General features: G+C 65.4%; 24 protein-coding genes. 9 read left to right on the top strand and 15 right to left on the bottom strand.

Going from position 1 to position 26,157, the window contains the following annotated elements; translation table 11 throughout:
- Positions 1–11 precede the first annotated feature (11 nt).
- The 3 genes from BMW89_RS25075 to BMW89_RS25065 all read right to left on the bottom strand — a co-directional run bounded on the left by BMW89_RS25075 (position 12) and on the right by BMW89_RS25065 (position 2,122).
- Positions 12–509 carry a TPM domain-containing protein gene (locus tag BMW89_RS25075; protein WP_092029705.1) on the bottom strand — a complete coding sequence of 166 codons (498 nt, stop codon included), beginning with the start codon at positions 507–509 and terminating at the stop codon, positions 12–14.
- Positions 510–511: 2 nt separating this feature from the next.
- The gene (locus tag BMW89_RS25070; protein WP_177196291.1) at positions 512–1,381 is read right to left on the bottom strand and encodes a TPM domain-containing protein; all 870 of its coding nucleotides are present in this window, start codon (positions 1,379–1,381) and stop codon (positions 512–514) included.
- Positions 1,382–1,513: 132 nt separating this feature from the next.
- Positions 1,514–2,122: a LemA family protein gene (locus BMW89_RS25065; RefSeq protein ID WP_092029701.1), complete on the bottom strand. Its 609-nt coding sequence runs from the start codon at positions 2,120–2,122 to the stop codon at positions 1,514–1,516.
- A 171-nt stretch (positions 2,123–2,293) separates the two neighbouring features.
- Here BMW89_RS25065 and BMW89_RS25060 point away from each other — a divergent pair, with 171 nt between their 5' ends.
- From BMW89_RS25060 to BMW89_RS25050, 3 genes are read left to right on the top strand one after another with little or no spacing between them, the layout of a single operon-like run.
- The gene (locus tag BMW89_RS25060; RefSeq protein ID WP_092029698.1) at positions 2,294–3,148 is read left to right on the top strand and encodes an enoyl-CoA hydratase; all 855 of its coding nucleotides are present in this window, start codon (positions 2,294–2,296) and stop codon (positions 3,146–3,148) included.
- A gap of 3 nt (positions 3,149–3,151) precedes the next feature.
- On the top strand, positions 3,152–4,291 hold the full coding sequence (locus BMW89_RS25055; protein WP_092029696.1) for an acyl-CoA dehydrogenase family protein: 1,140 nt from the start codon (positions 3,152–3,154) through the stop codon (positions 4,289–4,291).
- 15 nt (positions 4,292–4,306) lie between these two features.
- Positions 4,307–5,503 carry an acyl-CoA dehydrogenase family protein gene (locus BMW89_RS25050; protein ID WP_092029693.1) on the top strand — a complete coding sequence of 399 codons (1,197 nt, stop codon included), beginning with the start codon at positions 4,307–4,309 and terminating at the stop codon, positions 5,501–5,503.
- 169 nt (positions 5,504–5,672) lie between these two features.
- Here the strand turns inward: BMW89_RS25050 and BMW89_RS25045 are convergent, their stop codons facing one another.
- From BMW89_RS25045 to BMW89_RS25035, 3 genes are all read right to left on the bottom strand, one after another.
- Positions 5,673–7,997, bottom strand: a complete 2,325-nt coding sequence (locus tag BMW89_RS25045; RefSeq protein ID WP_092029691.1) for a xanthine dehydrogenase family protein molybdopterin-binding subunit — start codon at positions 7,995–7,997, stop codon at positions 5,673–5,675.
- A 122-nt stretch (positions 7,998–8,119) separates the two neighbouring features.
- The gene (locus tag BMW89_RS25040) at positions 8,120–8,995 is read right to left on the bottom strand and encodes a dihydrodipicolinate synthase family protein (RefSeq protein ID WP_092029791.1); all 876 of its coding nucleotides are present in this window, start codon (positions 8,993–8,995) and stop codon (positions 8,120–8,122) included.
- A 62-nt stretch (positions 8,996–9,057) separates the two neighbouring features.
- Positions 9,058–10,023 carry a VOC family protein gene (locus BMW89_RS25035; protein ID WP_092029689.1) on the bottom strand — a complete coding sequence of 322 codons (966 nt, stop codon included), beginning with the start codon at positions 10,021–10,023 and terminating at the stop codon, positions 9,058–9,060.
- 198 nt (positions 10,024–10,221) lie between these two features.
- Between BMW89_RS25035 and BMW89_RS25030 the strand changes: the two genes are divergently transcribed.
- Positions 10,222–11,088, top strand: coding sequence for a S1C family serine protease (locus BMW89_RS25030; protein WP_092029687.1), 867 nt, complete (start codon positions 10,222–10,224; stop codon positions 11,086–11,088).
- Complete coding sequence (locus BMW89_RS25025) at positions 11,085–11,456, top strand: response regulator transcription factor (RefSeq protein ID WP_092029685.1); 372 nt, start codon at positions 11,085–11,087, stop codon at positions 11,454–11,456. Before BMW89_RS25030 ends, BMW89_RS25025 begins: the two co-directional genes overlap by 4 nt.
- 7 nt (positions 11,457–11,463) lie before the next feature.
- On the opposite strand, the gene BMW89_RS25020 is transcribed toward BMW89_RS25025, so the two are convergent.
- From BMW89_RS25020 to BMW89_RS25005, 4 genes are all read right to left on the bottom strand, one after another.
- Positions 11,464–12,540: a sensor histidine kinase gene (locus BMW89_RS25020; protein WP_092029683.1), complete on the bottom strand. Its 1,077-nt coding sequence runs from the start codon at positions 12,538–12,540 to the stop codon at positions 11,464–11,466.
- Positions 12,527–13,219, bottom strand: a complete 693-nt coding sequence (locus BMW89_RS25015) for a response regulator transcription factor (RefSeq protein ID WP_092029680.1) — start codon at positions 13,217–13,219, stop codon at positions 12,527–12,529. The genes BMW89_RS25020 and BMW89_RS25015 overlap by 14 nt, the downstream gene beginning before the upstream one ends.
- Positions 13,220–13,319: 100 nt before the next feature.
- Complete coding sequence (locus BMW89_RS25010; RefSeq protein ID WP_092029679.1) at positions 13,320–13,775, bottom strand: hypothetical protein; 456 nt, start codon at positions 13,773–13,775, stop codon at positions 13,320–13,322.
- A gap of 179 nt (positions 13,776–13,954) precedes the next feature.
- Complete coding sequence (locus BMW89_RS25005) at positions 13,955–16,291, bottom strand: Tex family protein (RefSeq protein ID WP_092029678.1); 2,337 nt, start codon at positions 16,289–16,291, stop codon at positions 13,955–13,957.
- Between the two features lie 1,174 nt (positions 16,292–17,465).
- Here BMW89_RS25005 and atzD point away from each other — a divergent pair.
- Positions 17,466–18,587 (top strand): cyanuric acid amidohydrolase, encoded by a 1,122-nt coding sequence (gene atzD, locus BMW89_RS24995; protein WP_092029677.1) that lies wholly within the window; start codon positions 17,466–17,468, stop codon positions 18,585–18,587.
- 109 nt (positions 18,588–18,696) lie between these two features.
- A complete protein-coding gene (locus BMW89_RS24990) occupies positions 18,697–20,172 on the top strand; it encodes an amidase (RefSeq protein WP_177196290.1) in 1,476 nt (491 codons plus the stop codon).
- Positions 20,173–20,184: 12 nt separating this feature from the next.
- Here the strand turns inward: BMW89_RS24990 and BMW89_RS24985 are convergent, their stop codons facing one another.
- Positions 20,185–20,727: a peptidoglycan-binding domain-containing protein gene (locus BMW89_RS24985; RefSeq protein ID WP_143062821.1), complete on the bottom strand. Its 543-nt coding sequence runs from the start codon at positions 20,725–20,727 to the stop codon at positions 20,185–20,187.
- 153 nt (positions 20,728–20,880) lie between these two features.
- Positions 20,881–21,198: a hypothetical protein gene (locus tag BMW89_RS38025; protein WP_177196289.1), complete on the bottom strand. Its 318-nt coding sequence runs from the start codon at positions 21,196–21,198 to the stop codon at positions 20,881–20,883.
- 149 nt (positions 21,199–21,347) lie between these two features.
- On the opposite strand from BMW89_RS38025, the gene BMW89_RS24975 reads away from it, so the two are divergent.
- Both BMW89_RS24975 and BMW89_RS24970 read left to right on the top strand, forming a co-directional pair.
- Entirely contained in the window at positions 21,348–22,256 is a 909-nt protein-coding gene (locus BMW89_RS24975; RefSeq protein ID WP_092029674.1) for a PaaI family thioesterase, read from the top strand.
- A gap of 67 nt (positions 22,257–22,323) precedes the next feature.
- The gene (locus tag BMW89_RS24970; protein ID WP_177196288.1) at positions 22,324–22,689 is read left to right on the top strand and encodes a hypothetical protein; all 366 of its coding nucleotides are present in this window, start codon (positions 22,324–22,326) and stop codon (positions 22,687–22,689) included.
- Here the strand turns inward: BMW89_RS24970 and poxB are convergent.
- From poxB to BMW89_RS24955, 3 genes are all read right to left on the bottom strand, one after another.
- Entirely contained in the window at positions 22,686–24,422 is a 1,737-nt protein-coding gene (gene poxB / locus BMW89_RS24965; protein WP_092029673.1) for a ubiquinone-dependent pyruvate dehydrogenase, read from the bottom strand. The genes BMW89_RS24970 and poxB overlap by 4 nt on opposite strands.
- 80 nt (positions 24,423–24,502) lie before the next feature.
- Complete coding sequence (locus tag BMW89_RS24960) at positions 24,503–25,135, bottom strand: 2-dehydro-3-deoxy-6-phosphogalactonate aldolase (RefSeq protein WP_092029672.1); 633 nt, start codon at positions 25,133–25,135, stop codon at positions 24,503–24,505.
- A 13-nt stretch (positions 25,136–25,148) separates the two neighbouring features.
- The gene (locus tag BMW89_RS24955; RefSeq protein WP_092029671.1) at positions 25,149–26,063 is read right to left on the bottom strand and encodes a 2-dehydro-3-deoxygalactonokinase; all 915 of its coding nucleotides are present in this window, start codon (positions 26,061–26,063) and stop codon (positions 25,149–25,151) included.
- Positions 26,064–26,157 lie beyond the last annotated feature (94 nt).

Below are 26,157 nucleotides of genomic sequence, written 5' to 3'. Positions count from 1 at the left end.
CGCACCTGCGCTTACATCACCACCGGCGCATCCGGCAGCTCGTTCGGGTGCGGGCCGCCCGGCGGAAAATGCTTTGCCAGCTCGCGCGACACCGCCGCGATACCGCCGATCACGCCGCGTTCGAACTGGCCTGAGCCGAACTCCGCCTCCATCGCACGGCAAATGGTCTCCCAACCTGCGGCGCCCACCTTCGCATCGATGCCGCGGTCGGCGATGATCTCGACGTCGCGGTCGGCGAGCAGGAGATAGATCAGGACGCCGTTGTTGTGCGCGGTGTCCCACATCCGCAAATGCGCGAACATGTCGAGCGCGCGCTCGCGGGCTTGCTGATTGCTAAACAGCGGACGGCCGTCGAGCGCGCCTTCGACGACGAAGCGGACCTGGCCGGAATGCGTGGCCTCGCTTTGCCGGATCGCCTGCTCGATGCGGTCAAGCACGCCTTGCGGAAACACGCGCTTTGCGCGCCAATGATGTTGCAGCAGATGCCGACTGATGCGCCCGATGCTCATGACTACCAGCTCCCCGAGGCGCCGCCGCCACCAAAGCTGCCGCCACCGCCGCTAAAACTGCCGCTGTCGCTGGACGAGCCGCTGCTCCAGCCGCCGGACGAGGAGCCGCTCGACCACGAACCGCCGCCCGATCGTCCCGTCGACGCCGGAAACAGATCGGCGATGAAGGCGAGGACAAAGCCGATGGCTCCGGCGAACAAGGCGAGACCGGCCGACCCGATCAACAGCAAAGCCAGGACGGCGATCAGGCCGCCGGTCGCGACCGAGCCCAGCAATCTTCCCAGCAGTGCGCGCAGGAAGCCGCCGATGACGAGGGAGCCGAACAGCGTGACCGGAACGAGCGGGCCAATGTCGTCCAGATTGCCGAAATTCACGCTGCGCGAGGGCACCGGCAGCGGTTCGCCGTCGACGATGCGGATGATCCGGTCAACGCCGGCCGAAATGCCGCCGGCGAAATCGCCGTCCCTGAATTTCGGCGTGATGACCTCGTCGATGATCCGGCGCGAGGTGACGTCGGTGAGCGCGCCTTCGAGGCCGTAGCCGACCTCGATGCGCAAATGATGGTCGTTCTTGGCGACGACAAGGATCGCACCGTCGTCGACCTTCTTGCGCCCGATCTTCCAGGCCTCCGCAACGCGGATCGAGAACTGCTCGATCGTCTCCGGCTGCGTGGTCGGAACGATCAGCACGGCGATCTGGCTGCCCTTGCGCGTCTCGAAGTCACGCAGCTTTTGCGTGAGCGCGGCAATGTCGCCGCTGGCGAGCGTGCCGGTCTGGTCGACCACGCGGCCGGTGAGTTGCGGGACGGCGACGTCGGCAAACGCGGGGAAGGCGAAGAAGAGGGCTACTACGAGCCACACACTCAGTGTCATCGCCCGGCTTGACCGGGCGATCCAGTATTCCAGAGACGCCTGCGAGATGCGGAGAGGCCGCGGCGTACTGGATTCCCCGCTTTCGCGGGGAATGACAGTGGTGGGTGGGACGCGCATGGGGGCCAGACGCACTTACTTCGACGGCGCAGGGGCCGGATTGAAATCGACCTTCGGCGCGGTCGAGATTTCCTTCTCGTTCTCGACCGAGAAATTCGGCTTCTCCTTGTAGCCGAACATCATCGCGGTGAGGTTGCTCGGGAACGAGCGGATGGTGACGTTATACGCCTGCACCGCCTCGATGTAGCGCTTGCGCGCCACCGTGATGCGGTTCTCGGTGCCCTCGAGCTGCGACATCAAATCCTTGAACAGGGCATCCGACTTGAGCTGCGGATAATTCTCGGTGACGACCAGAAGGCGCGACAGCGCACCGGACAGCTCGCCCTGGGCGGCCTGGAACTTCTGGAAGGCCGCGGGATCGTTCAGCACCTCCGGCGTCGCCTGGATGCTGCCGACCTTGGCGCGCGCATTGGTGACCCCAAGCAGCACGTCCTTCTCCTGCTGCGCAAAGCCCTTCACCGAGTTGACGAGGTTGGGCACGAGATCGGCGCGGCGCTGATACTGGTTCACGACCTCGGACCAGTTGGCCTTGATCTGCTCGTCCTCGCCCTGGATCGCGTTGTAGCCGCAATTGGTCAGGCTGAGCGAGGCCAGCGCCGCCAGCACGGTCAGGATCTTGCGCATCAAATTTCTCCCGGTGGAATCGGGCGCAAACTACCAGATTGCACATGCGAGACGCCAGACGTCTCGCACTGGCGGCGCGAAAAGCAGCCGGCTGACGCAAGCCTCTTGCCTATCCCTGGCCGACATAGTCAACTCAAGCAAAATAAGAACGGAAACGCTGAGGGGAACGCGATGTCCTCGTTCGAGACCATCCTCGTGGAACGGCCGGAGCCGACGATTGCCCGGGTCGTGATGAACCGGCCCGAGGCGCGCAACGCACAGAACCTGCAAATGACCTACGATCTCAACGCCGCCTTCGATGAGGCGGTGCAGGACGATGCGGTCAAGGTCATCATCCTCGCCGGCAATGGGCCGCATTTCTCCTCGGGTCATGACCTGCGCCCCGGCGGCAAAAATACCGCGGGCACCGATTTTCCGCCGATTGGAAATTGGGGCGGTTTTGCCGAAGCCAATGCCCACGGCCGCTTCGCGCGCGAGCAGGAAATCTATCTCCAGATCACGCGGCGTTGGCGCAATCTGGCGAAGCCTGTCATCGCCGAGGTGCACGGCAAGTGCATCGCTGGCGGTCTGATGCTGGCCTGGGCCTGCGACCTCATCGTCGCCAGCGACGATGCGCAGTTCTGCGATCCCGTCGTCACCATGGGCGTCTGCGGCGTCGAATGGTTCGTGCATCCCTGGGAGCTCGGGCCGCGCAAGGCCAAGGAATTCTTGTTCACGGCCGACAGCTGGAGTGCGCAAGAGGCGCATCAACTCGGCATGGTCAATCGCGTCGTACCGCGCGCGGAGCTTTCAGCGCGCGTACTGGAGCTGGCGCGCAAAATCGCATCAAAGCCGTCGTTTGCGCTAAAACTGACCAAGGAGGCGGTGAACCGTTCGGTCGACGTGATGGGCCAGCCGGCCGCGATCGATCAGGCCTTTGCGCTGCATCAGCTCTGTCACGCCCACAATCTTCAGGAGTTCGGCATGGTGGTCGATCCATCCGGGCTGCATCCCTCCGTGCGCAAGCCGCCGGCGGCCGCGGAGTAGAACATGGATCTCAATCTCAGTGACGAGCAACGGCTGCTGCGCGAGAGCGCGGAACGCTTCGTGGCCGGAAGCTACGATGCCGACCACCGCCGCAAGATGGCGAAGGATCCGCTCGGTTTCAGTCCGGCGGTGTGGAAACAATTCGCCGAGCTCGGCTGGCTGGCGCTGCCGATCCCGGAGGAATTTGACGGGCTCGGCGGCGGTGCGGTCGAGATCGGCATTTTGATGGAAGCGTTTGGCCGCGGGCTGGTGTCGGAGCCGTATATCGCGACGGTCGTACTGGGTGCTGGGCTGATCGAGAAGTGCGGCAGCACGGCGCAGAAGCAGGCGCGGCTGCCGAAGATCGCGGACGGATCGCTGAAACTCGCACTTGCGCATTCCGAGCGCGCGGCGCGGTTCGATCTCGCCAAGGTCGCGACCACCGCGCATAAGACGGCGCAAGGATGGCGCCTTGCCGGCAGCAAGATCACGGTGCTTGACGGCCATGCCGCCGACGAGATCATCGTCTCCGCACATATTCATGATCATCAGGGGCCGTCGGGACGGATCGGCCTGTTTCTGGTGCCGGTGAAGACGCCGAGCGTTGCGATCAGCGACTATGAACGCCTGGGCGGCGGACGGGCCTGCAACATCGAACTATCAGGCGTGGAGCTGCCGGAGGACGCCATGCTCGGCGACGGCCACGACGCAGTGTCCACGATCGAATGGGCTGTCGACCGCGCTATGGCTGCACTCGGTGCAGAAGCCGTCGGCATCATGCAGACACTGCTCGACACCACGCTTGAGTACACCAAGATCCGAAAACAGTTCGGCCGCCCGCTCTCGGCCAACCAGGTGGTCCGCCACCGCCTCGCCGATATGGCGATGCAGGTCGACGAGTCGCGCTCGATGGCGCTGCGGGCCGCTCTGAAGGCCGACAGCGCGCCGGTCGAACGCGCGCGAGCAGCGTCGGGCGCGAAGGCAAAAATCGGAAAATGCGCGCGCTTCGTCGGCGAACAGTCGATCCAGCTGCATGGCGGCATGGGCGTCACCGAGGAGCTTGAGGTCGGCTCCTATTTCAAGCGGCTCGTCGCCTTCGACACGCTGTTCGGCGGCAGCGCGCATCATTATAGCCGCCACGCCCAGCTTGGCCGGACCACCTGACACCAGGAGCGCATCATGGACCTGTCGTTCAACACTGACGAGCGCGCCTTCCAGGACGAGGTGCGCGGCTTCATTGCCAAGAACCTCACCGAGGAGATGAAGCGCGCCACCGCGCTGACGCCGTCGGTGTTTTCCGATCCTGATATCGGCATGGCGTGGCAACGCACGCTGCACAAGCAGGGCTGGGGCGCTCCGGGCTGGCCCGTCGACCATGGCGGCCCTGACTGGACGCCGGCGCAGCGCTGGATTTTCGAGACCGAAAGCGCGCGGGCCGGCGTACCCAATGTCAACGTGATGGGCGTGAAGATGGTCGGGCCCGTCATCATCGGCTTCGGCTCGCCGGAGCAGCAAAACTTCTATCTGCCGCGAATTCTCTCCGGTGAGGATTATTGGTGCCAGGGCTATTCGGAGCCGGGCTCCGGCTCCGACCTGTCCTCGCTGAAGACGCGCGCGGTGCGCGATGGCGACGACTACATCGTCAACGGCACGAAAATCTGGACCACGCATGCGCACCACGCCAACCGCATGTTCGCATTGGTGCGCACCAGCGACGGGCCGCGGCAGCAGGACGGCATCAGTTTTATGCTGATCGACATGACAACGCCGGGCATCACCACGCGCCCCATCCTCACCATCGGCGGCGACCATGAGGTCAACCAGGTGTTCTTCGACGACGTCCGCGTGCCCGTCGCCAACCGTGTCGGCGAGGAAGGCAAGGGTTGGACCTACGGCAAATATCTGCTCGAGTTCGAGCGCGGCTCCGGCATTGCGTCAGCGAAGCTGCGCGAGGGATTGAAGGCGATCGCGGAGCTCGCCGAGTCGGACCTGACAGGGCGCGCCATCGACAGTCCCGATATCGCGACACGCATCTCGGAGGTCGAGGTCGATATCGACGCGCTTGAAATGACCGAGCTGCGCGTGCTCTCGGCATTGCAGACCGGGCAGAACCCCGGTGCGGTGTCGTCGATCCTGAAGCTGCGCAACAGCGAGATTCGGCAGGCCGTGACGCGGCTCGGCGTCGACGTGATCGGCCACGACGCCCTCGCGGTCGAGCCGATGCGCCCGCTGTACAAGCTCAACCACGAGCCGGCGACGCCTGAGGACATGCTGACAATGGTGCCGGAATATCTCAACGGGCGAGCGTACACGATCTTCGGCGGCACGTCGGAAATCCAGCGCGATATTATTGCGAAGATGATGCTGGGAATTTGAGCCCGAGCCGGTGCGGCACGCTCGGTGTCGTCCCCGCGAAGGCGGGGACCCATAACCACATGCGGACGTGGTCACGGGGACTCGGAGTTGCCAGCTCGCGCCACAACCACTCCCTGTGGCTATGGGTCCCGGGCTCGCGCTGCGCGCGCCCCGGGACGACAGCGGAGTATTACGCGCCCACCTTCGCGTCCTTGATCGCCTTCCAGATCTTCTGCGGCGTCAGCGGCGTATTCAACTGGGTGATGCCGAGCTCGGCGAGCGCATCCATCACGCCGTTGGTGACGCAGGGCGGGCCGCCGATGGCGCCGGATTCGCCGCAGCCCTTGGCGCCGAGCGGATTGGTGCGGCAGGGTGCGGAATCATCCAGCGTCACCACGATCGGCGGCACGTCGTCCGCGCGCGGGATGCAATAGTCCTGGTAGCTCGCGGTGAGGAGCTGACCGTCGGCATCATAGGAAACGCCTTCGTACAGCGCCTGACCGATGCCTTGAGCGACGCCGCCATGGATCTGGCCGGTCACCAGCATCGGGTTCACGGCGACGCCGACGTCGTCGACGGTGGTGTAGCGCACGACCTTGGAGACACCGGTCTCCGGATCGATCTCGACCTCGCAGATATGCGTGCCGTTCGGCCAGCTCGGACCGTCGACCTCGCCTTCCGAATCGACGCTGAGCTTGGCGCCGCCTTCCTTCTCGGCGATGTCGAACAGGCTAATGCGGCGGTCGGTGCCGACCACGGTCAGCATGCCGCCCTGATATTCGATGTCCTCGACCGAGGTCTCCAGCACGTTCGCCGCCTTCTCGCGCGCCTTCTGGATCAGGTCATTCGACGAGACCGCGACCGCCGTGCCGCCGACGAACAGCGACCGCGAGCCGACGCTGCCAAAGCCCATGGCGAGATCGGTGTCGCCTTGCACGACGTCGATCTTGTCCATGGCAATGCCGAGCGTGTCGGAGATCATCTGGGTATAGGTAGTCTGAAGTCCCTGCCCCATCGCCATGGTGCCGGAATGCAGCACGACGCGGCCCTGCGAGGTCGCGTGCAGGCTGACCTTCTCGGTGTGGGCGCGGCCGCCGGTCCATTCGATATAGGAGGTGAGCCCCCGTCCGTAGAGCAGACCCTTCTTCTTCGCAGCCTTCTTGCGCGCGGCAAAGCCGTCCCAATCGGCAAGCTTCACTGCGCGATCGAGTATGTGCGCGAACGCGCCGGAATCATAAACCTGCCCCGCGGCGTTGGTGTAGGGCAGCTGCGTCGGCTTGATATAGTTGGCTTTGCGGATCGCGCGTGGGTCCATACCGATTTTTCGCGCGGCGGCGTCGAACAGGCGCTCGACGATGAAGACGGCCTCGGGACGACCCGCGCCGCGATAGGCGCCGACCGGCGCGGTGTGGGTCATCACCGACTGCACCTCGAAATGCACCAGCGGCAGATCGTAGACGCCGGTCTGCACGAACGGCCCGAGCACGAGCGGGATGATGTTCGCAGCACCCGAGGAGTAGGCGCCGGTGCAGCCGATCGACTTGACGCGATAAGCGAGAACCTTGCCCTTCTCGTCCAGCGCGAACGAGGCTGTCGAGGTGAGGTCGCGGCCATGGGTGCCGCCGACGAATTCGTCGGTGCGGTCGCCGCGCCAGCGGATCTTCTTGTTCAGCTTGGTTGCCGCGTAAGCGACGATGCCGTCTTCCGGATAGAGATTGGTCTTCTGGCCAAAGCCGCCGCCGATATCGCCGACCAGCACGCGGACGCTGTCCTTGGGACGCTTGAGCACGGCTTCGGCCAGCACGTCGCGGGTCGAGGCCGGCGTCTGTGTCTGCACGTGCAGCAGGAGACGCCCGGTCTTCTTGTCGATCTCGGCAATGGTCGAGCGCGGCTCCATCGCGGACGGCACGAGGCGCTGGCTGATGATGTCGAGCTCGACCGTGTGTGCGGCTGTGGCAAAGGCTTCGTCCACCTTGGCCGCATCGCCGTAAGCCATCGCGCCGACGATGTTGTCGGGCGCCTCCGGCCACACCACGGGCGCGCCGGGTTTTACCGCCTCGACCGGATCGACCACCGCGGGCTGCACGTCGTATTCGACCACAATCGCCTCGGCCGCGCTCTGGGCCTCTGCACGCGAGGACGCCACCACCGCGGCCACCGCCTCGCCGGTGTAACGCACGATCTCATGGGCGAGCAGGCGGCGGGGCGGCACCGTCATCGGCTTGCCGTCGGGGCGCTTGAAGATGCTCAGTGTCGGGATGGTGCCGACATCGTCCTTGACGAGGTCGGCGCCGGTATAGATCGCAGTGACGCCGGGCATGCCGGCCGCTGCGTTGGTATCGATCGACACGATCTTCGCGTGGGCGTGCGGCGAGCGCAGCACATGCAACCACAGCGCGCCGTCCTCCGGCTTGTCGTCGATGAATTGCCCCTTCCCGGTGAGCAGCCGCTGGTCTTCCAAACGCTTGACGGGCTGGCCCGCTCCGAAACGCAAATTGCCGGGAAGAATGTTCATTCCGCTAGGTCCCTTAAGTCAAAACTGCGGGGTGCCTTTTAGCGGATCGACCGGAGGCATACCAGCCGCGGTTTTGGGCGGGATATCCGCGATTTCGGCATGCGGACGCCCCGGGATGGCAGCTACGCCAGCGCCTTTAGCGCCGCTTCCACGACCTTGCGCGCATCGGCCGTCAGCGGCGCCTGCGGCGGGACGGGGTCGCCGACATCGTAGCCCTGGAGGCTGAGCCCCGCCTTGATGCAGGCCGCGAGATTGAAGCGGGCGAAGGCTTCGTTGATCCGCCACAGCCTGCGCTGGAGCACCACGGCCTCGTCCCAGCGGCCGGCCTTGCAGAGGTCATAGAGCGCGACGCTCTGGCGCGGAATGATGCAGGCGGGCCCCGCCATCCAGCCTTGGCCGCCAATCAGCATGACCGCGGCCGGGATATGGGCGGAGGCCGAGAACACGCGCAAGGCATCGCCGCAGCGGTTCATGATCGAGAGCAGCCGGCCGGTGTTGGTCGAGGCGTCCTTGATGTAGCCGATGCGCGGGTGCTCGGCGAGGCGTGCGATCACGTCCAGCGTCAAATCGGAACGCTGGAATTGCGGATTGGTGTAGATGACGACGGGAATGTCCACGGCATCCGCAATGGCGCGGAAATAGGATTCAACCTGGGCATCCGCGAGCGGGAAATAGGCCTCCAGGATCGCCAGAATGCCGTTGGCGCCGAGCTTCTGATAGGCCTTCGCCTGTGCGACTGCGTCCGCCGTCGAGGTGGAGGCGACGCCGGCCACCACGGGCACGCGGCCCTTCGCAGCCTCAATCGTGGTCCGCACGATCGCGCTGCGCTGCGCGGCATTGAGATAGGCGAATTCGCCGGTCGAGCCCAGCGGCGTCAGCCCGTGGACGCCGGCGCCGATCAGATCGTCGCAGAGTTTTGCGAACACGTTGGTGCGGACCGCACCATCGGCATCGACGGGCGAGACGAGGTAGGGGAAGACGCCGTGGAAGTCGGTCATGTCGCGCGGGTCCCGGAAAATGAGCTGCACTCTCCGGTTATTACCAATGCGCGCGCCTTGGATCAAACCTTGAGCAGCCGCACCCGCGTTCCCCAGGGATCGATCGCCTCCACGCCATCCGCAAGCGCTGTGACTTGCGTGCCGCCCTTGCGCAGGCGCTCCTCCTGGGCGGCGAGAATGTCCTGCTTCTCCGTCACCAGCGAGAACCAGGCAAGGCCCGTGGTCGAATCGTCGCGCTGACCGGCGCCCTGACTCTGCCAGACATTCATGCCGAGATGATGATGGTAGCGGCCAGACGACAGGAACGCAGCGCCGTTGCGGCTGCGGGTTGGGTCGAGGCCGACCGTGCCGTGATAGAAGCGCTCGGCTTCCGTGAGATCACCGACGCGCAGATGCATGTGGCCGATGCGCATTCCGTCCGGCGCCCTGGCATAATCGGCGACGCGCGTATTGGTCAGCGACAGCAGATCGGGGATGTTGAGCTCGTCGCTCGCCATCTTCACGCTGCCCTCGCTCCACTGCCATTGCGAGGGAGCGCGGTCGGCATAGACCTCGATGCCGTTGCCTTCGGGGTCATCGAGGTAAACAGATTCGCTGACGAGGTGATCGGCAAAGCCCGACAGCTGCACGCGATGCGAAGCGGCATGCACCAGCCAGCGCGCGAGATCCTTGCGGGTCGGCATCAGGAAGGCGGTGTGGTAGAGGCCTGCGGCATTGCGCGGCTCGATCACGGCATCAAGGCGCGCCTCGAGCACGAGCAGCGTGATGCCGGCCGTGCCGAGCTTTGCAGCTGTCGCCGAACGCTCCATCACGGCGAGTCCGATCACGTCGCGGTAGTAGTCCGCCACCGTGTCGAGGTTCTTGACCCGGAGCGTTACCATGCCGACATGCATCGGTGTCCGGCTGGCATAGGTGGGCCCGCCGCCTTGCGGAATACCCTCGGCACGCGCGGCGGCTGCGGCCGCCATCGCAAGCGACGTCGCGCCGGCGAGTTGAAGCAGGGTGCGGCGGGTGAGGTCGATGGTCATCGGTCGGGTCTCGCTGAAATCCAGGCCATAGGGCGCAATTCCGCTGTTGCTACACGTTCCCGTGAGCGGCTCCCAATCACATGTTCGTCGGCCGTGGTCCCACGGGGTCGTGCCGTCCCATTGGCTGTCCTGGCCACCCGGCCAGTTTCGCAATCGCCTGCGACATCCCAGATTGAGGACAGCTTACAGGAGCCTGCCATGCCCGACCTTACGCCTTTGTCCTCACTGTCGTCCGCGCTGGCGGAGATCGTGGCGCGCACCGCGCCGTCCGTCGTCTCCGTGCACTCGCATCGCTCCCGCTCAACCGGCTTCGTCTGGAAGGCAGGCCTGATCGTGACCGCCGACGAGGCGCTGGCCGACGAGGGCGAGGTCGAGGTCGGCCTCCCCGACGGCAGCCGAGCGGTCGCAACGATCGTCGGCCGTGACCACACCACCGACATCGCGCTGCTGCGCACTGAGGCCAGCGGCCCGCCGGTCAAGCTCGCCGCGACCATCCCGCCCCTCGGCACGTTGTCGGTCGTGGTTGCCACCAACCGCGAGACGCCGAGCGCCGCGCTCGGGATGGTGTCGGCATCAGGCAAGGGCTGGCGCTCCTTGCGTGGCGGCGACATCGATGCGCGGATCGAGCTCGACATTCGCCTGCGTCCGAGCCAGGAGGGCGGGCTTGCGCTCGATGCGTCGGGCGAAGCCTTCGGCATGGCGGTGCTCGGACCGCGACGCGTGCTCGTCATTCCAACGGCGACGATCCAGCGCGTCGCGCCGCAGCTCGAGGCACGCGGCCGCATCGCGCGCGGATATCTCGGCCTCGGGCTCCAGCCGGTGCGGCTCGACGACGGCGTCGGCGCGATGGTGATGAATGTCGACAAGACAGGACCTTCGGCGGCGGCCGGCATCCGCCAGGGCGACGTGATCGTCGCGGTCAACGACCAGAAGCTCTCCGGCGTGCGCGCGCTGTCGCGGACGCTGGGGCCTGCGAGCGTCGGCGCAATCGTCGATGTCGCGGTGCGCCGCGGCGGCGAGCCGGTCAGCTTCAAGGTCACGGTCGGTGAGAGGCCGGAGGCGTGAGCGAGCCCAAGACGGCCGAGATCGTCCTGTCGCTGGAGATCGACGATCCCGCGCTGGCCGATCGCCTGGCGGCGCTGCTCGGGACTGTCGCCGGGCTTCGCCTCGCCGAACCCGGCGAGGCCGCCGCGGCAACAATCGTTGCCCGCGATCCGCGCAGCATGCCTGCGGACATCGCGCTGACGCAGCGCGAGCTCGACGTGCTGGCGCTGATGGCCGAAGGCGGCTCCAACAAGATGATCGCGCGCCAGCTCGGTATCTCCGTACACACGGTGAAATTTCATGTCGGCTCGCTGCTCGACAAGCTCGATGCCACCGGCCGCACCGATGCGGTGGCGCATGCGGCACGCCGCGGCGTGATCGAGCTCTAGACGGGCTCTATACTGCTGAGGTCTTGGGGAAGCTGAGCCGAACCGTGAGCCCCGGCGCATTGTCATGCAGCGCGACCTCCGCACCATGGAGGCCTGCCACCGCCGCGACCAGGCTCAAGCCCAGTCCGTTGCCCGGCGTGTAGCGGCTCTGCTCGAGCCGGTAGAAGCGCTTGAAGACGTGATCGCGCTCCTCGGCAGGAATGCCCGGACCGTCGTCGGCGATCGCGATCACCGCGCCGCCATCGGCGCTGCGGCAGCTCACCGTCACCTGCCCGCCCTGGCAGCCATGCTTGATCGCATTGTCGACGAGATTGGCGACGGCATCGAACAGGAGGTCGCGATCGCCTGTGATCGCAACCTCGCGGTCGCCACTGATGCTGAGGCGTGTCGCGACCTGCTCGGCGGCGGCGTCGTAGAGCTCGACGACCTCTCCAGCAATCTCCGCGAGGTCGAGCCTGCGAAACGCGCTGCGGCGGGCGCGGGTCTCGATCTCCGAGATCCGCGTGATCGAGGCGAACATGCCGAGCACGGCGTCGAGATCGGCGATGGTGTCGCCGATCAGCGCCGCATCGGCCTCGCTGTTGCGCGGCGTGTGATAGGCCTTCTCCAGCCGGCCGCGCATCCGCGTCAGCGGCGTGCGCAGATCGTGGGCGACGTTGTCGCTGACCTGCTTGACCTCGCCCATCAGCCTCTCGATACGGTCGAGCATCTGATTGAGGTTTTCGGCGACGCGATCCCACTCGTCGTGGCTGCCGCGCAGGGGAATGCGCCGGTCGAGGCCGGACAGCATGATGGCGCGGCTGGTGGCGTTGATCTCCTCGATCCGCCCGACCGTGCGCCGCGTCACCAGCACCGCCGCGAGCCCTGCCAGCACCGCAAGCAGCACGGCGGCAGCGATCATCGCAAGCTCGATCATCGCGGTAAAGCCGCTGTGATCGCCGGCGTCGCCGACCCTGCTTGCCACGTAGGCGATCGTACCAAAATAGACGTAGGCCATGATCGCCGCGACGATCAGCCCGAATACGGCGATCGCGAACAGCGCCAGCCGGAAGGTCGAGGAGCGAAGCGTCTTAGCCAGGAGCACGGAGACAATATCCGATGCCGCGAATGGTATGGATCAAGGGATAGGCCTGGGCATCGTCGACCTTGCGGCGGACGCGGCCGACATAGACGTCGATGATGTTGGTGGAGGGATCGAAATGCAGGTCCCAGACATGCTGGAGCAGCATCGCGCGGGAGACGACGCGGCCCGCGTTGCGGACGAGATATTCGAGCAGCTGGAATTCGCGCGGCAGCAATGGAATCTTGCGGCCGCGGCGACTGGCGCTGCGTTCTATCAGGTCGACGGCGAGGTCGCCGATCCGCAGCACCGTCTCCTTGGCCACGGTTTCGCTGCGGCGGCCCAATGCTTCAAGACGCGCAAGCAGCTCGACGAAGGAGAACGGCTTGACGAGATAATCGTCGCCGCCAGCGCGCAAGCCCCGGACGCGGTCATCGACCTCGCCGAGCGCGGAGATGATCAGGAACGGCGCGGCGACACCGTCGTCGCGCAATTGCCGCATCACGGTGATGCCGTCGATGTCGGGCAGCATGCGGTCGATGGTGATCACGGCATAGTCGCGCGCGGCGCCGTGGCTGAGGGCTTCGCGGCCCGTGGCGGCGAGATCGACGTCATAGCCAGAGGTCGTCAACTCCTCGACGAGCTGGCCTGCGGTTTCCGGATCGTCCTCGACGACCAGGATGCGGCGGTGACCTCCGGTCATGCAAAACTCCGCGCGACGATCGCCATCAGACTATCCCGTTCCGGGGCAAGGCGGAACAGCCCAATGGCGATCGCGACAATGGTGCGGTACGGCGATGCGACTACCAATAGTCTCCGCACACATTGACCCATTGCCATCCATAGGGCGTCAAGCTCCTGCGCCAGCAACCATCGTTGTAGCCGGCGTAGTAATAGGGCGAGCCGAAGACGGCGAAACGGCGGAAGTGATTGTGACGGAAGAAGCCGTGGTGGCCGTGCCAGCCCGCGCCGGCGAAGCGCGGCCCGATCGCCGCATGCGCGAAACGTGCGCCGCCGAAGGCGGGACCGCCGAAACGTGCACCACCCATGCCGCCGGCCCGCATACCGCCAAAGCCGCCAGCATGCATTCCGCCACCAAAATGCCCGCCGCCGCCGAAGCCGCCGTGACCACCGCCACCGAAGCCGCCGCCATGACCGCCACCGCCTCCACCGCCGCCACGGGCGAGCACCGGTGAAGCGACCGCCATCATCGCTGCGATCGCCGCCGCGGTGAGGCCTTTGAGAAGCCTGTTGTTCATCGAAGCATCCTCCTTGCAGTGCGGCGGTCTCCGCGCCGCACGAGGAAGATCAGATGAGGAGAACGGGCGTGTTCCTTCAACTTACAAATGCGCCAGATTCTGACGCCGGTGTTAGGGAGGCAACGCTCTCTCGCTCCCTCGCCCCGTTCTTACGGGGAGAGGTTAAGACCGCGCGCGCCTTAAGCGCGCTTGCCGCCGTTCTTTTCGGCGGCGCGGCGCAAGGCTTCGGCGAGGGCGCCGCCGCCGGAGGATTCCTGCTTGCGCGGCGCGGAAGAAGTCATGCGGGAGGGATTTCGCGAGCTGTTGTCGCGCTGCATGCCGGGGGCATCCTTCTTGTCACCGACCTCGTCGTCGAGGCGCAGGGTCAACGAGATGCGCTTGCGGGCGACCTCGAAGTCCAGCACCTTGACCTTGACGATGTCGCCGGGCTTCACCACCTCGCGCGGATCCTTGATGTAGGTCTTGGACATCGCGGAGATGTGAACGAGGCCGTCCTGGTGCACGCCGATGTCGACGAAGGCGCCGAAGGCGGCAACGTTGGTCACGGTGCCCTCGAGGATCATGCCCTTCTTGAGATGCTTGATCTCCTCGACGCCGTCCATGAACACCGCAGCCTTGAACGCCGGACGCGGGTCGCGGCCGGGCTTCTCGAGCTCACGCAGAATGTCGGTGACGGTCGGCAACCCAAACGTCTCGTCGACGAAATCCTTCGGCTTCAGCGTGCGCACGATCTCGCTGCTGCCGATCAGCGCCTTGATGTCGCTCTTGGTGGCCGCGAGAATCCGCCGCACCACCGGATAGGCTTCCGGATGCACGCCGGAGGCATCCAGCGGGTCCTCGCCGCCGAGGATGCGCAGGAAGCCGGCGCACTGCTCGAACGCTTTCGGCCCGAGCCGCGGCACCTCCTTGAGCGCCTTGCGCGACTTGAACGGGCCGTTGGCGTCGCGATGCGCGACGATGCTCTGCGCGAGGCCGGAGCCGACGCCCGACACGCGGGCAAGAAGCGGTGCCGACGCGGTGTTGACGTCGACACCCACCGCGTTCACGCAATCTTCGACCACGGCATCCAGCGACTTGGCGAGCTTGGCCTGACCGAGGTCGTGCTGATACTGGCCGACGCCGATCGCCTTGGGCTCGATCTTGACGAGCTCGGCAAGCGGATCCTGGAGACGGCGGCCGATCGACACCGCGCCGCGCAGGGTGACGTCGAGGCCGGGCAATTCCTCCGAGGCGAAGGCCGAGGCCGAATAGACCGACGCGCCGGCTTCCGACACCACGATCTTGGTCATCTTCAACTCTGCCAGCCCCTTGACGAGATCGCCGGCGAGCTTGTCGGTCTCGCGCGAGGCGGTGCCGTTGCCGATCGCGATCAGCTCGACGCGATGTTTCAGCGCAAGCTTGCCGAGGATCGCCAGCGCCTCGTTCCACTGCCGCTGCGGCTCGTGCGGATAGATCACGGCGGTATCGACCACCTTGCCGGTCGCGTCGGTGACGGCAACCTTGACGCCGGTGCGGAAGCCGGGATCGAGCCCCATGGTGACGCGGGTGCCGGCAGGCGCGGCCAGCAGCAGGTCACGCAAATTGGAGGCGAACACGCGCACGGCCTCGGTCTCGGCCGCATTCCAGAGACGCATGCGCAAATCGATGTTGAGATGCACCTGGATTTTTGTGCGCCAGGCCCAGCGCACGGTATCGATCAGCCAGCGGTCGCCGGCGCGCTTGAGGTCGGCAATGCCGAACCGCTTCATGATCTTCAGCTCATAGGCGCCCGGCACGCCCGGCGGCGGCGCCTCGGCTTCGGCCTGCATTTGCAGGTCGAGGATCTCCTCCTTCTCGCCGCGGAACATCGCGAGGATGCGGTGCGACGGCAGCTTGGTCAGCGGCTCGGAGAACTCAAAATAATCGGCGAACTTTTCGCCCTCGGTCTTCTTGCCCTCGCGCACCTTGGAGGCCATACGCGCGTTGGTCCACATCTCCTCGCGAAGCGCACCGATCAGGTCGGCATCCTCATCGAAACGTTCGACCAGGATGGCGCGGGCACCATCGAGCGCGGCCGCAGCGTCCGCAACGCCCTTCTCGGCGTTGACGAAGGCATCGGCCACGATTTTCGGATCGTTGCCGGACTCCGCCATCAGCTGATTGGCGAGCGGCTCGAGGCCGGCTTCCTTGGCGATCTCGGCCTTGGTGCGGCGCTTCGGCTTGAACGGGAGGTAGATGTCTTCGAGACGCGCCTTGCTGTCGGCGGCGAGAATGGAGGCTTCCAGCGCGGCATCGAGCTTGCCTTGCTCGCGGACCGATTCGAGGATGGCCTTGCGGCGGTCTTCGAGCTCGCGCAAATAGCCTAGGCGCTCCTCCAGGGTGCGCAATTGCGCGTCGTCGAGCGCACCGGTCGCTTCCTTGCGGTAGCGGGCGATGAAGGGCACCGTGGCGCCGCCGTCGAGCAGCGTCACCGTCGCCTCGACCTGCTCCGTCCGTACCCCAAGCTCCTGCGCAATTTTCTGGTTGATATTTGCCACGCGAGAATTCCCTCCAGATACGCGACGCGGGGGCGAACCACCGGCTGCGGGACGCCGCTTATGGACCAACCAAGGTTGATTCATCAAGGTGCGGCGCGCAACCGTCGACAGAGGATTTTTTGTTGAACCGATGCGTTCTCGCCACAATCGTCGATTTTGCCGCGGCGGTGGCCCTACTCTCGTGTCCCGGACGCGCTGCAGCGTGCAACGCTGCTGCGCAGAGCCGGGACCCATGCGGCATGGTAGGATGCCGCGACATGGGCCCCGGCTCTGCGGCGCACCACTTCGTGATGCGCCGCGTCCGGGGCACGAGAGCGGCGCGTATCGCGCGCGCTCTCCTCCTCGTCATTGCGAGCGCAGCGAAGCAATGACGGAGTATGAGGCGACATCGCATTTTTCTGACATGCACTTGTAGGATGCGCAGACACGCCTTCGCGTCCTCGCGGCTTGCTTTGCCCGAGCTTTGCCTGGTCACGTCACCCTCCTCTGTCAGAGGGCGCAGGGAAGACCGGGTGCCGGCCGGGCACCCACGGTCCACTGTGCGAAAATGGCAACAAGAAGCTGCACAGCGGCATACAGGTGAAGCCTAACATCCGGCCTTCCCTGCGCAGTGGTTTTACGGCTTATGCCGAGCTCTCCCCGGGGAGCGATGCACTATTGCCCCCGTCGCCTTGCCGATAACTGACGCGCGTGCCCGGTCGGGCCGCCACATCACCGCAAGACTTGACGCACAGACCCCGGGCGTCAGGACGACACGGTTTTACCGTACGCCGATCACACCGGTCGTATGCGCGAGGTCTTTCGCTCACGGTTGCCCGCCCTGCAAAACCCTTCGCGCCGGTGTCGCCAACGTCCACCACGGCTCACCCCGCGTTCGTGACGATCGCGATACGCCCCTCTGACCAGGGGGTGAGGTGCAGCACAAATACGCCAAAGCCGAATTTCGGTAAAGTGGAATATTTTTGTGCGAGCAGATTGACCTGTGGATCGGGTGTTTTGCCCGACGGGCAACGCAAGGTCTTGTAGCCCGGATGGAGCGTAGCGCAATCCGGGGTTCTTGCCACAAGCAATACCGGCCCCGGATTACGCTGCGCTCCATCCGGGCTACGGGCTTGACACCCACCCCGGTTCCACGGCTGGTTGACCCGCCGGACCACCGAACTGAGGACTACCAATGCGCACCACTTCGGTCGGCGTCTTCAAGGTCGCCACCAGGGGTCCCGGCGACGTTTCCGGCCTGATGGCCATGATCGGCTCCGGCGCCATCGATCCCCAATCAATCCTCGCCATTCTCGGCAAGACCGAGGGCAATGGCGGCGTCAACGATTTTACCCGGGAGTATGCCGTCGCGGCGCTGTGCACGGCGCTGGCGCCGCAGCTCGGCCTGACGGCGCATGAGGTCGAGCAGCGCATCGCCTTTGTGATGTCCGGTGGCACCGAGGGCGTGCTCAGCCCGCACATCACGGTGTTCACGCGCCAGGACGTAGAAGCACGGCCGGCAGGCCTGTCCGGCAAGCGGCTGAGCATCGGTATGGCACATACGCGCGATTTCCTGCCTGAAGAGATCGGCCGGTCCGCACAGATCACCGAGACGGCCAAGGCGGTGAAGGCCGCGATGGCGGATGCCGGCATCAATGATGCCACCGATGTCCATTTCGTCCAGATCAAGTGCCCGCTGCTCACCAGCGAGCGCGTCGAGGCGGCCGCTGCGCGCGGCAACAAGACGGTGACGACGAGCGCCTATAGCTCGATGGCCTATTCGCGCGGCGCTTCCGCGCTCGGCGTTGGCGTCGCGCTCGGCGAGATCGCGCCCGATGTCCGCGACGACGACGTGCTGCGGCGCTACGACCTGTTCTCGAACGTCGCCTCGACCTCGTCGGGGATCGAGCTGATGCATAACGTCGTCATCGTGCTCGGCAACTCGGTGTCGTCGGCGAGCGCGTTCGAGATCGGGCATGCCGTGATGCGCGATGCGATCGATGCCCCGGCGGTGGTGTCGGCGCTTAAGAGCGTCGGGCTTGATGCGGGTCTTGGCACCGCGCCGCAAGCCGCCACAGGCCGCGAGCTCGTCAACATCTTCGCCAAGGCCGAGGCCTCGCCTGACGGCACCGTGCGCGGCCTCCGCCACACCATGCTGGAAGATACCGACATCAGCTCGACCCGCCACGCCCGCGCAGCCGTCGGCGGCCTGATCGCGGGCCTTGCCGGCACCGGCGCGGTTTACGTGTCCGGCGGCGCCGAGCATCAGGGACCGGCCGGCGGCGGTCCGGTCGCGGTGATCGCGCGGCTGCCTTAATGACGCCGACCTCTCCGCCCGGCGCAACCCTGCCCCTCGCGCCGGCTCAGTTGATAAACGCGGGCCCTTGCGAAAAAGGTGGCGCCGCACCTGAGGGGATCTTGATTTCATGACTTTGCCGATGACCTGGAATGAATGGGCGCAGCACGATGGCGTTGGCCTCGCGGCACGCGTCCGCAAGGGCGAGCTGACGGCGAAGGAACTGGCCCGCCAGGCCGCAGCTGCGGTCGCCAAGGTCAATCCGGCGCTGTCGGGCGTGGTCGAGCTGTTCGAGGACGTGATCGCCGATCCCGCCAAGGACGGCGCCAACCTCGCCGGCCCGTTCGCGGGCCTGCCCTTCCTGATGAAGGATCTGGGGCCGACCATGAAGGGCCGGCTCCAGGAGATGGGCTCGCTGCTGATGCGCGGCAATCGCGCCAGCGCCGACACATTCCTGACCGGTAAATTCCGCCAGGCCGGCCTCAATTTGATCGGGCGCACCACGACGCCGGAATTCGGCGTGTGCAGCTCGGCCGACAATCCGGCCGTCTACGTCACGCGCAATCCCTGGAATACCGACTACACCACCTGCGGCTCGTCCGCGGGCAGCGCCGCGATGGTTGCCGCCGGCGTGGTGCCGATCGCGCATGCGACCGACGGCGGCGGCTCGATCCGCATTCCCGCCGGCGTCAACGGCAATATTGGCTTGAAAGTCTCGCGCGGCGTGTTCTCGCTCGCCCCGCACATGTCCGACCTCACCGGCCTCGTCTCGATCCAGGGCTGCCAGTCGCGCACGGTGCGCGACACCGCCGCCTTCGTCGATCATGCAAGGGGACCTGCGCCCGGCGAGTTCATGCCGTTCTGGACCACGGCGCAGCCCTATTCGGAGATGATCAAGCGCGATCCGGGCAAGCTCCGCATCGCGCTGTCGCACACCTGGGGCGATTACACTGCGACGCCCGAGATCGCAGCCGAGCTGGAAAAGACGGGCCGTTTCCTCGAAGGCCTCGGCCATCACGTCGACTACGCGCTGCCCGAGCTCGACTTCCGTGCCGCGTTCGAGGCGCAGACGATGTGCTACATCTCGAATTTCGCGGTGGTGATCTCCAACATGCTCGCCGCGCGCGGGCTGGAAAAGCCGCCGGAAGATCTGATCGAGCCCATGAACATCCGGATCTGGGAAGCCGGCCGCCATGCGACTTTCGCGGAGCGGGCCAAGATGCAGGGCGTCTTCAACACGACCTCGCGCGGCTTCGGCGCGTTCTTCGAGCAGTGGGACGTCATCCTGACGCCGATCACGGCGTTGCCGACGCCGAAGGTCGGCACCAGGGAATACCTCACCATCTCCGACAATCCTGATGTGCTCGACTGGTTCGGCCATCTCTGGCGCTTCTTCGCCTTCACCCCGCTTGCCAATCTCTGCGGCATGCCCGCGATCTCGATGCCGATGGCATCTCAGGATCACGGCTTGCCGCTCGGCATTCAGGCGATCGGGAAGCAGGCCAATGACGGACTCTTGCTGCAACTCGCCGCCCAGATCGAGCGCGCGCTCGACGGCAAGTGGAACGGCGGCAAGAAGCCGAAGGTGCATGTGACGAACGGGTGAGCGGAAGCCTGCTTATGGTTTTGGCTTGGGGGTCTCAGCCGGCGGCCAAGTGCCCGTTGCCTTCGTGTACTCACTTTTCATTCGTTCGAAGGTCATGGGCCCGATCAATCCATCGGGAATCATGTTCTGCGATGTTTGAAAGTCGATGATCGCTTTGCGATAGGCATCGTTCGACTCGTCGTCGATTGCACCTTGATAGGTGCCAATACGCGATAGGACCATCTTTCCTTGCCGCACTGGGATGATTCCGGACAGGCCGAGGAAGTCCGGGAGCGCTGTCGGATTGGCGGCCAGCTTAGCTATTTTTTCTGAGTTGAATTGGTTGATCAGCCCGGCGTCGACCAGGAATTTGAGATTTTGCGCGGCCTCGTTTTTATTGGGAACCGCCAACGCCTTTGCGATCAACGAGAATTCGAACTTCTCGCGCTCGAGTCTCGTATTCCAAAAGCCTTGCAAGACTGCGCCGGTGCCCGTTCCGATCAGACCGACCAAGGTCAACAGCAAAGGTGATGTGAGCCAGAACGGCGCGCTAGATCTGTGTTCCTCATCCGGCACGAGAGCCTCCAGTCCGCGGGTCTTCCATCGGAGACTAACGTAGCCTGGGAGCCCACGGTAGTGGCTTGACAACGTCACACGCTGCCGGTGTCCCGGCGCTTGCCCCAAGTCGATCGCGACTGGCCATTTTCCAGGTGTCGAGGTGCAGCCGCTTCAATTCTTCATCGCCGGAATCTCCTCCGCCGGCTGATGCTGGCCCTGTTTGAACATCGCGAGCGCCTTGTCGAGCGCTTCGCGCAACGCCAGCGCGGCGGCCACGCTGCAACGCAGATGCGCGGTCTGGACCACGTCGACCCTGACGGCGGCGCCGACCGGCATCAGGAGATTTGCGGCGAGCTCGATCTGGATCGCGCCGTTGTGGTGGCCGAAGCAGGATGCGCCGTCGAAATAGATGATCGGCGCCCGTTCCGAGCTCGAGCTGGAAATCGTGACGGGCCCCGGGGTGGTGGCGGGTGTTTCGGGGTCGGCCATGGGCGCTCCTGACGGCTGGTCGGCAAACGAAGCGCCCACCATCGTTGCTTCGGCCTGCCCTGTCGAGGCCAATCCGGCCGCGGCAGACCTGCCGCGCGAGGCCCATTCCGGGTTTTGCGCAACGCACGACACTGGTCTAGAACCTTGCCATGTCCAGCTCTCCGACCACGCTTCCCTTCGAGGAACTCGCCGAGGCCATCAAAGGCCGCCGCTCCGATTACGGCCATATCAGCGGGCTCCAGCTCGACCGATTCGCACCTGCCGAAGCCTGGTCCAGCCTGCCCTACCGTCCGGTCTTCGTCGGCGACACCGAGACCGGCGTTCTGCACGGCGGCGTCGTCACCGCGATGCTCGACGAGAGCTGCGGCATGGCGGTGCAACTTGCGCTCGACGGCACGCGCGCAATCGCAACCCTGGATTTGCGCATCGACTATCAGAAGCCGGCAACGCCGGGCTTGGACATCAAGGCGCATTCGGTCTGCTACCGCACCACGCGCTCGATCGCGTTCGTGCGCTCCACGGCCTATCAGGAATCCGAGGACGATCCGGTCGCAACCGCAACCGCCTGCTTCATGATCGGCGCCAACCGCACCAACATGCTCGCCGACCGCAGAATGGATTCGCCTGATATCCCGACCCTGGAGGCGCCGGAGGATCCGGATGGCCCGTTCGCGCACAGCCCGTTCGCGCGCTGCCTCGGCATCCGACTCAACCAGGACGGCACGCTGACGATGCCGTTCTCGCCAAAAATCATCGGCAATCCGATCCTGCCCGCGATCCATGGCGGCATGACCGGCGCGTTCCTCGAGACCACGGCCGTCATCGGGGTGGCGCGCGAGCTCGGCGCGGCCGCGCCGCCCAAGCCGATCGGACTCACGGTCAACTATCTGCGCTCCGGCCGGGCACTCGACACCTTCGCCAACGTGTCGATTGTGAAGCAGGGCCGGCGCATCGTCGCCTTCGAGGCGCGTGCCTGGCAGGATGATGCCGACAAGCCGATCGCCACCGCCTTCGGCCATTTCATGCTGCGTCCGACGCCTGGAAACGACGAGGAATAGGCGTATTTTACTTGACGGCCGGAGTTCCCGACACAACGATAGCGCGATTTTCGCGAGAGGTATTGGGTTGCGGCATCCGCTCGACATCATCGCCATGTTCGCCGCGCTCTGGCTGCTGGCGTCGTTGGTGCTCGACGCGCTGACGCCGAAAGAGCTGACGGCAATACTGATCGGCATTGCGATCGGGCCCGCCATCGTCATCACCGCCGTGTTCTACTATCTGCGTTGCCCGCGCACGGATTTCGCGGTGATGTTCGCGGCGCTCTGGTTGATCTCGGACATCGCGATCGCCTTCATCTCGCCGAAGGAGCTGCCGCACTGGCTGATCGTGCTCGGCTTCGTCCCGGCCGTGCTGATCGGCATCGTGCTGCACTGGCAGCGCTTCCAGCGCCGCCACGAGCGGTTGCCATTGCCGTCGGTGAAGCGGGGTTAGCGCGACAGCAGGTTCGTCTTCGCGAGATCGATGACCTCGTCGCCACGGCCACTCATCACCGCACGCAGCACCCACAGGCTAAAGCCCTTGACCTGTTCGGTCGTGATCGTCGGCGGCATCGACAGCTCTTGCTTGGCGGTGACGACGTCGAGCAGCGCCGGGCCGTTGTGGGCCAGCATCTCCTTCATCGCGCCGGGAAGCTCGCCGGGGTCCTCGACGCGTTTGGCGAAGATGCCCATCGCGCGCGCCATCGCCGCGAAATCCGGATTCTCCAGGTCGACATTGGTGTCGACGAAGCCGGCGGCCTTCATCTCCAGTGCGACGAAGCCGAGCACGCCGTTGTTGAAGATGACAATTTTCACCGGCAGCTTCATCTGCGTCAGCGTGATGAGATCGCCCATCAGCATGGTGAAGCCGCCATCGCCCGAAAGCGAGATGACCTGACGGCCGGGCTGCGAGGCCTGCGCGCCGATCGCCTGCGGCATCGCGTTGGCCATCGAACCGTGCACGAAGGAGCCGATCAGACGGCGGCGGCCGTTCATGTCGAGATAGCGCGCAGCCCACACCGTCGGCGTGCCGACATCGGCAGTGAACACCGCATCGTCAGAGGCATGGTCGCTGATGATTTTTGCCAGATATTGCGGATGAATCGGTTTGCTGCCCGGCGTGCCCTTGGCAAGCGAGTCGAGACCTTCACGCGCCTTCTTGTAATGCGCGATGGCATCGTCGAGATGCTTGCGCTGCGTCTTGGTCTTGAGCAACGGCAGTAGCGCCTCGATGGTCAGCTTAACGTCGCCGACGAGGCCGAGGTCGATCTTGGCGCGGCGGCCAAGATTTTCCGGACGAATGTCGATCTGCGCGATCTGGCAATCACTGGGGAAGAACTGCTTGTAGGGGAAATCAGTCCCGAGCATCACCAGCGCGTCACAGGCATGCATCGCGGCATAGCCGGAGGAGAAGCCGATGAAGCCGGTCATGCCGACATCGTAGGGATTGTCGTATTCGACGTGCTCCTTGCCGCCGAGCGCATGGACGATCGGGCTCTTCAAGGCTTCGGCCAATTGCATCAGCGGCGCATGCGCGCCGGCACAGCCGCGGCCACAGAACAACGTGATGCGCTCGGCGCCGTTGAGGAGGTCCGCGAGCGCCTTCAATTCATCGCTATCGGGCACGACCTTCGGCGCCGCCAACGCGAGACCGCGCGTCGTCGACAGCGCGCGCTTCGGGGGGCTGCGGAAGGCGACATCGCCGGGCATCGCGACGACCGCGACACCGCGCAATCCGACAGCCGCGCGGATCGCGTTTTCCAGCACGAAAGGCAGCTGGCTCGGATCCGAGATCATCTCGCAATAATGACTGCATTCGCGAAACAGGTTTTGCGGATGGGTCTCCTGGAAATAGCCGCCGCCGATCTCGGCCGACGGAATCTGCGCAGCGATTGCCAGCACGGGAACACGGCTGCGATGCGCGTCGAACAGGCCGTTGATGAGATGCAGATTGCCGGGACCGCAGGAACCCGCGCACACCGCAAGGCTGCCGGTCATTTCGGCTTCGCCGGCCGCCGCGAACGCCGCGACCTCCTCGTGCCGGACGTGGATCCATTCAATGGTGCCGCGACGGCGCAGCGCCTCGGTGATCGCGTTCAGGCTGTCGCCGACAATGCCGTAAATCCGCTTGACGCCGGCCTGTTCGAGCGTTGCCACGAACAAATCGGCCACATTGTTGATCGCCATGTCGGTCTCCTGATCTCGCTGGTGCAGCAAGATAGGATAACGCGCGACCGTGACCGCATCACGGCTTGTTTATTGCCGGATCAGTCTTTCGCAATCGCCCGATCGTAGGCCGCAATCGTCGCCTTCGCGCGCGCGGCGACATCGGCGGCACTCATGCCGGGCTTGTAGAGGCTGGAGCCGAGCCCGAACGCCGTCACGCCGCCCTTGATGTACTCGGCAAAATTCTGGTCGGAGACGCCGCCCACCGCGGCGATCATCACGCCCGCCGGCAGCACGGCTTTGATCGCGGCGATGCCGGACGCACCTAACACGCTTGCCGGAAAGAATTTCAGGCCCGATGCGCCGGAGCGCGCGGCAAGCAGCGCCTCGGTCGGCGAGAACACGCCCGGCAACGTCACCATGGCGTACTGATGTGCACGCGTGAGCACCTGCGTATCCACATTCGGCGAAACCATCAGCTTGCCGCCGACGTCGTTGAGACGATCGACATCCGCGGTGGCGAGCACCGTGCCGGCGCCGATCAGCACACCGGCCGGCGCGAGCTTCACGGCAGCCCCGATCGAACGGAACGGATCGGGCGAGTTCAGGGGAATCTCGATCGCGGTCATGCCGGCATCGATCAGCACGCTGACGATGGCTTCAATCTCCTCCGGCTTGACGCCGCGCAGGATCGCGACCAGCGGACGCTTCATCGGCGGAAAGGGAACGGTCATCTCAAGAATCCTTCTATTTCGTCCAAATCGCCGCAGCTGCCATCGACAGGCCGCGGCGGACGGCTTCATCGGCATCGATCGGGTTCACGGCCACCGACAGCCCGTCAAAAGCATGCTGATACAGGATCGCAAGCCGGCCCGAGGCAATCAGCGTGATGCCCGACTTCGGAACACTGTCGGAGAGACCGGCCGCCAGCTCGACGCCGATCAACGTGCCCGACAGCGTTTCGCGCGCGGCGGCCGGCGTGCCGCCGAACAGCAATTGCCGCGACCGCGCACCGAACAGCAAATTGGCTGCGAAGGCCGGCGCCTCAAACGCGGCTTTCACGGCCGTCTTGAAACTCGCGACATCTTCGGCCTCAGCCGCGCCGGCGACCGCAAGCGACAAGATCGTCTCGCGCGAGACCACGCTAAAGAGCTCGCCGGTCATGAAGGTCGAGAAATGCGCGACCGTGCCGTCGTTCACGTGCACCCATTTCGAATGGGTGCCGGGCATGCAGACCAGCGCTTCGCCGGCGGCCTCGAGGCCGAGCGCGCCGAGCAATTGCGTCTCCTCGCCGCGCATCACGTCCGGCGCGCTAACGTCGCGCTGCGCGATGCCGGGCAGGATGCGGATGTCACGCGCCTCGCCCGGCACGCGCGCGGCCTGCTTCAGCACGACTGAGAGCGGCGCCGGTGTGTCGACATAGCCGGCCTCGACCCAGCCGGTCTTGGCGCCGGCCATGCCGCAGACGAGAACGGGCAGATGAGCGGGCGCCTCGATCGCGGCAAGATGCGATTGCAGCACACCAGCGAAGCCGGCCTTGGCCGCCGCCAGCATGCCCTCATCGCTGCGACGCTCCGCCAGCACTTGGCCGGCGCGGTCGACCAGCCACAGCCGAAAACTGCTGGTGCCCCAGTCAACGGCGACATAGGCGGGTTCGGTCATTTCAACGCGTATCCTTTGGTCTCACCGGCAAGACACCGTCTCGCGACAATGAGACGGCGCTGCGCAAATCTGCCCCGGGATATCGGCTATTGCC

Source organism: Bradyrhizobium sp. OK095 (assembly GCF_900109945.1).
Lineage (GTDB): Bacteria > Pseudomonadota > Alphaproteobacteria > Rhizobiales > Xanthobacteraceae > Bradyrhizobium.
Note: the sequence above shows the minus strand (reverse complement) of the source record. Positions and strands in the feature narration are given on the sequence as shown.

What these genes read in the sequence shown, in the direction of transcription:
- BMW89_RS25075 (WP_092029705.1), bottom strand. Translation starts at nt 509, where the DNA reads ATGAGCATCGGGCGCATCAGTCGGCATCTGCTGCAACATCATTGGCGC.
- BMW89_RS25070 (WP_177196291.1), bottom strand. Translation starts at nt 1,381, where the DNA reads ATGACACTGAGTGTGTGGCTCGTAGTAGCCCTCTTCTTCGCCTTCCCC.
- BMW89_RS25065 (WP_092029701.1), bottom strand. Translation starts at nt 2,122, where the DNA reads ATGCGCAAGATCCTGACCGTGCTGGCGGCGCTGGCCTCGCTCAGCCTG.
- BMW89_RS25060 (WP_092029698.1), top strand. Translation starts at nt 2,294, where the DNA reads ATGTCCTCGTTCGAGACCATCCTCGTGGAACGGCCGGAGCCGACGATT.
- BMW89_RS25055 (WP_092029696.1), top strand. Translation starts at nt 3,152, where the DNA reads ATGGATCTCAATCTCAGTGACGAGCAACGGCTGCTGCGCGAGAGCGCG.
- BMW89_RS25050 (WP_092029693.1), top strand. Translation starts at nt 4,307, where the DNA reads ATGGACCTGTCGTTCAACACTGACGAGCGCGCCTTCCAGGACGAGGTG.
- BMW89_RS25045 (WP_092029691.1), bottom strand. Translation starts at nt 7,997, where the DNA reads ATGAACATTCTTCCCGGCAATTTGCGTTTCGGAGCGGGCCAGCCCGTC.
- BMW89_RS25040 (WP_092029791.1), bottom strand. Translation starts at nt 8,995, where the DNA reads ATGACCGACTTCCACGGCGTCTTCCCCTACCTCGTCTCGCCCGTCGAT.
- BMW89_RS25035 (WP_092029689.1), bottom strand. Translation starts at nt 10,023, where the DNA reads ATGACCATCGACCTCACCCGCCGCACCCTGCTTCAACTCGCCGGCGCG.
- BMW89_RS25030 (WP_092029687.1), top strand. Translation starts at nt 10,222, where the DNA reads ATGCCCGACCTTACGCCTTTGTCCTCACTGTCGTCCGCGCTGGCGGAG.
- BMW89_RS25015 (WP_092029680.1), bottom strand. Translation starts at nt 13,219, where the DNA reads ATGACCGGAGGTCACCGCCGCATCCTGGTCGTCGAGGACGATCCGGAA.
- BMW89_RS25010 (WP_092029679.1), bottom strand. Translation starts at nt 13,775, where the DNA reads ATGAACAACAGGCTTCTCAAAGGCCTCACCGCGGCGGCGATCGCAGCG.
- atzD (WP_092029677.1), top strand. Translation starts at nt 17,466, where the DNA reads ATGCGCACCACTTCGGTCGGCGTCTTCAAGGTCGCCACCAGGGGTCCC.
- BMW89_RS24990 (WP_177196290.1), top strand. Translation starts at nt 18,697, where the DNA reads ATGACTTTGCCGATGACCTGGAATGAATGGGCGCAGCACGATGGCGTT.
- BMW89_RS38025 (WP_177196289.1), bottom strand. Translation starts at nt 21,198, where the DNA reads ATGGCCGACCCCGAAACACCCGCCACCACCCCGGGGCCCGTCACGATT.
- BMW89_RS24975 (WP_092029674.1), top strand. Translation starts at nt 21,348, where the DNA reads ATGTCCAGCTCTCCGACCACGCTTCCCTTCGAGGAACTCGCCGAGGCC.
- poxB (WP_092029673.1), bottom strand. Translation starts at nt 24,422, where the DNA reads ATGGCGATCAACAATGTGGCCGATTTGTTCGTGGCAACGCTCGAACAG.
- BMW89_RS24960 (WP_092029672.1), bottom strand. Translation starts at nt 25,135, where the DNA reads ATGACCGTTCCCTTTCCGCCGATGAAGCGTCCGCTGGTCGCGATCCTG.
- BMW89_RS24955 (WP_092029671.1), bottom strand. Translation starts at nt 26,063, where the DNA reads ATGACCGAACCCGCCTATGTCGCCGTTGACTGGGGCACCAGCAGTTTT.